Origin of the sequence: Methanospirillum sp. (assembly GCF_035406105.1) — an archaeon.
GTDB lineage: Archaea > Halobacteriota > Methanomicrobia > Methanomicrobiales > Methanospirillaceae > Methanospirillum.
The window spans coordinates 1-3,564 of record NZ_DAONKG010000229.1 but is presented as its reverse complement, the minus strand read 5'-3'; the positions used below and the strand labels follow the sequence as shown (position 1 = coordinate 3,564).

At 47.0% G+C, this 3,564-nt stretch carries 6 protein-coding genes; 4 read left to right on the top strand and 2 right to left on the bottom strand.

Translation table 11 applies throughout. The features are described 5' to 3' along the window. Positions 1-113: 113 nt before the first annotated feature. Entirely contained in the window at positions 114-353 is a 240-nt protein-coding gene (locus PLA23_RS11540) for a hypothetical protein (protein ID WP_324330178.1), read from the bottom strand. Between the two features lie 162 nt (positions 354-515). Here PLA23_RS11540 and PLA23_RS11535 point away from each other — a divergent pair, with 162 nt between their 5' ends. Together PLA23_RS11535 and PLA23_RS11530 are read left to right on the top strand one after the other, a co-directional pair. Continuing rightward, entirely contained in the window at positions 516-671 is a 156-nt protein-coding gene (locus PLA23_RS11535; protein ID WP_324475273.1) for a GNAT family N-acetyltransferase, read from the top strand. Positions 672-674: 3 nt separating this feature from the next. Beyond that, positions 675-968: a GNAT family N-acetyltransferase gene (locus PLA23_RS11530; protein WP_324330192.1), complete on the top strand. Its 294-nt coding sequence runs from the start codon at positions 675-677 to the stop codon at positions 966-968. 3 nt (positions 969-971) lie between these two features. Here PLA23_RS11530 and hcp read toward each other — a convergent pair whose 3' ends face one another. Further along, entirely contained in the window at positions 972-2,582 is a 1,611-nt protein-coding gene (gene hcp, locus PLA23_RS11525; protein ID WP_324330182.1) for a hydroxylamine reductase, read from the bottom strand. An 85-nt stretch (positions 2,583-2,667) separates the two neighbouring features. Between hcp and PLA23_RS11520 the strand changes: the two genes are divergently transcribed. Continuing rightward, positions 2,668-3,027 carry a winged helix-turn-helix transcriptional regulator gene (locus PLA23_RS11520; protein ID WP_324330184.1) on the top strand — a complete coding sequence of 120 codons (360 nt, stop codon included), beginning with the start codon at positions 2,668-2,670 and terminating at the stop codon, positions 3,025-3,027. A 129-nt stretch (positions 3,028-3,156) separates the two neighbouring features. Further along, on the top strand, positions 3,157-3,564 hold a 408-nt coding region (locus tag PLA23_RS11515; protein ID WP_324475272.1), incomplete at its 3' end, for a tetratricopeptide repeat protein.

Sequence of the window (3,564 nt, the reverse complement as noted above, 5' to 3'; positions counted from 1 at the left end):
AAACTACTCGGGTCGGAGTACGAAAAATTCTATAATTGATTTTAGATCTGCCGAATGTAGGATCTGCATTAATGACAGCAATAATAAAGGATGAATCAAGAAAAACGGGAATATTATTCACGCTTTACCTTTTTCGGAGTTCCATATAGGTAGTGGTCATGTTCAATTGATTGATCATCAGGACCATGGGCAGTTCCTGCAATACTAAATAAAAAATCTATAGCATCCTCTTTTTTTTTCTCCTTGATTTCTTCGATATAAATTAGGCATTCACTATTCGGCGCAATATCAACCGGATCAGAGACCTGAAATGATTTCCCATCATATGTTGCCCTTATTGCTTTCGATGTCATAATTACCTCTCAAGGATTAATCTTTTTAATAAAACGACTTTTGATTTCATCCACAAAATGTCCCGTTATTTGAATAGCCTTTTGTTCCCTGTGATATTATTATTTCCTTTATACATATGTCAGTCATAATTTTAGTAATCTGATCCAAATATATACCCACGAATGAACGTAACTATTAGGCCGGCGGTTCGTAATGACTGTCCCCGGCTCCTTGAACTTATCAGAGAACTTGCAGAATATGAACGTGCACTCCATGAAGTTGAAGTATCACCAGACCATTTCGAAGAATCCGGGTTTGGCCCGGCCCCGGTCTGGTGAGCCATTGTTGCAGAAGTTGATGATCTCGTTGTAGGGTTTGCGCTCTATTATATACGATATTCTACATGGAAAGGACAACGGCTCTATCTTGAAGACATCGTTGTTACAGAAAAATTCAGACGACAGGGTATTGGAAAAATGTTATTTGACGCCATTCTTGAGGAGGCCAGGAAGAAGAACCTGAACGGGGTGCTCTGGCAGGTCCTTGAATGGAATGAACCGGCAATCAACTTTTACAATAAATACTCCCCGACCTTTAACCAGGAATGGATAACCTGCACCATTGAAAAAGTGTGAGGTTCAGGCCGGACACAGCCGCTTCATATCAGCTTCAACGGTTGTGTTTGGTGCCAGACCGAACTGCTCTGTCAGAACTTTCAGCACTGCAGGGGAGACGAATGCCGGTAGTTTTGGGCCAAGGGTAATATTCTTCACACCAAGGGCAAGCAGAGCAAGCAGTACCAGGACCGCCTTCTGTTCATACCATGCGATGTTGTACGAAACCGGGAGATCATTGATTCCGACACCGAATGCTTCAGCAAGGGCTTTTGCAATCACCACCAGTGAGTATGAGTCATTACACTGACCGGCATCGATGACCCGGGGGATTCCACCGATATCTCCGAGTGGCAGGGAATTATACCGGTATTTAGCACAGCCGGCTGTGAGGATGACTGCGTCCTGGGGAAGTGCCTGTGCAAAGGCCGTATAATATTCCCGCTCTTTCTGTCGTCCGTCGCATCCTGCCATAACCATGAACCGCTTGATCTTTCCTGCTTTGATTGCCCCGATGACGGTGTCGGCAATTGACAGCACGGCATGATGAGCACAGCCGGTGATGAGATCTGGTCCTGCTGATGGGAGTGCTTTTGGTGGACTGCAGGTCTTTGCCTGGGTAATAAGGGCAGAGAAGTCTTTGGTCCCATCCGGTTTGGCACTGATATGGGCGATCCCTGGAAACCCGGTCAGACCGGTTGTGTAGATCCGTTCCTTGTAAGTATCTCTGGGAGGGACAATACAGTTGGTTGTGACGAGAATCGGACCGTTAAATGACTCGAACTCTTCCTTCTGGTGAGGCCATGATCCTCCATAATTCCCGATCAGGTGCGAATACTTCTTGAGGCCAGGGTATGCATGGGCGGGAAGCATCTCGCCATGGGTGTAGATATCAATCCCTGCATCCTTCGACTGCTCTAGCAGCATCTCAAGATCCTTGAGGTCATGACCGGTTATCAGAATACCTGGTCTTTTTTTGGGCACGGTGCTGACCGAAGTGATGACCGGGTTTCCATAGGCCGCAGTGTTTGCCGAATCAAGGAGTGCAAGAACCTTCACACCCATACTCCCGCATTCCATGACCATGGATATCATATCCGGGACCGGGAGATCCTGCATGGTTGATACAAGGGCCTTCTGTAGGAAGAGTTCAATCTCCTTGTCAGTCTGCCCGAGGATGGCTGCGTGTGAGTAATATGCCCCAATACCCTTCAGGCCGTAAATCAGCAGTTCACGAAGGGATCTGACATCCTCGTGTGCCGTTGCCATGACTCCGGTCTCTGATGCATGACTGAGAATGTCTGCTTCACTCCCGAATGACCGGATACAGGCATCGTGAGCCGGACAGGCATATGTCTTTATTGCATCCCGCTGCCGGGTAACTTCAGCAATCCGGTTCATGATTGCTACTTTGTCAAAGTTCACATTGGTCAGTGTCATAAAGAGTGACTCTGCAATGAGCAGCCCGAGATCTGCCTGGTCCTCTTTTTTGGCTGACATGTTCTTTGCCGCAAGGCCTTTCAGAGAATAGATCAGGGCATCCTGATAGGCAGCAGTCACTTCATCCTTCCCGCAGAATCCGCCTACCGTACATCCGGAGCCTTTTGCCGTCTCTTCACACTGGTAACAGAACATCGTGGTATCTCCTTTGTATCTTTTTGCTACAAAATATCTTTTGTATATCAAATGATAAATAGGAAGACGTTTCTAAAACTATACCATGGACAACTCCTGCACGGTCAACCTGACGGTCCGTTATCTGACAAAAAAGTGGACCCTGCTCATCATTCTCGAACTCTATAAAGGGGAGCAGTATACCCGGCGGTTTTCAGATCTCAGGGATGCTCTCCCGGGAATCACACCCAAGATATTATCTGAACGATTAAAGGAACTGGAGCAGGAGGGAATTATTGGAAACCGTATAGAGGCTGATAGGTTCCCGGTAAAGAGCGAATATTTCCTGACCGAGAGCGGGATAGAAATCGTTGATATCATCAGGGATATTAAAGTCTGGGCGCTGAAATGGAAGATCGATAATCTCCCCTGTCAAAACCAGGACTGCAGGGTTTGTGTACTTTAATGTATTTTGTCATCCACCTATCATATGCAGGTTTTCTGGGTGCATATGTACCTCTCATAGAGCAGAGCCCGGGGGAATATTCTGTCAAAAGAGATGAAACCATCTGACAAAGTTCAGAAATGGTTGTCAATGGGGTTGGCGTTCCTCAAAAAGGATCAGTATGACCGGGCGTATTATGCATTTAAGGAAGGGCTTCGAATTGATCCGGAAAACTCCGAACTCTGGTATCAGACCGGAATAGTTCTGGCAAAACAAGAGCGCCACCGGGATGCCATGAAGATGTACCGGAACGCTCTGAAGTACGATCCGGACAATCTGGAGGCACAGCTTCGACTCGGCATGTCGATGCATGAGGTTGGCATGTATAAGGAGGCTATCCCGGTATTAACCCGTCTGGTTGAACGTGAATCTGAGAATGATCAGGGATGGATGTACAGGGGTGCCTGTTTTCTTGCCCTTGGGAAATTCAGGGAAGCCCTCTCTGATCTTGACATGGCAATTGAGTGGGGGGCTGAGCAGGCAGAAGTCTGGGTATTG

Coding starts and splice junctions, on each gene's coding strand:
- PLA23_RS11540 (WP_324330178.1), bottom strand. CDS start 353: ATGACATCGAAAGCAATAAGGGCAACATATGATGGGAAATCATTTCAG.
- PLA23_RS11535 (WP_324475273.1), top strand. CDS start 516: ATGAACGTAACTATTAGGCCGGCGGTTCGTAATGACTGTCCCCGGCTC.
- hcp (WP_324330182.1), bottom strand. CDS start 2,582: ATGTTCTGTTACCAGTGTGAAGAGACGGCAAAAGGCTCCGGATGTACG.
- PLA23_RS11520 (WP_324330184.1), top strand. CDS start 2,668: ATGGACAACTCCTGCACGGTCAACCTGACGGTCCGTTATCTGACAAAA.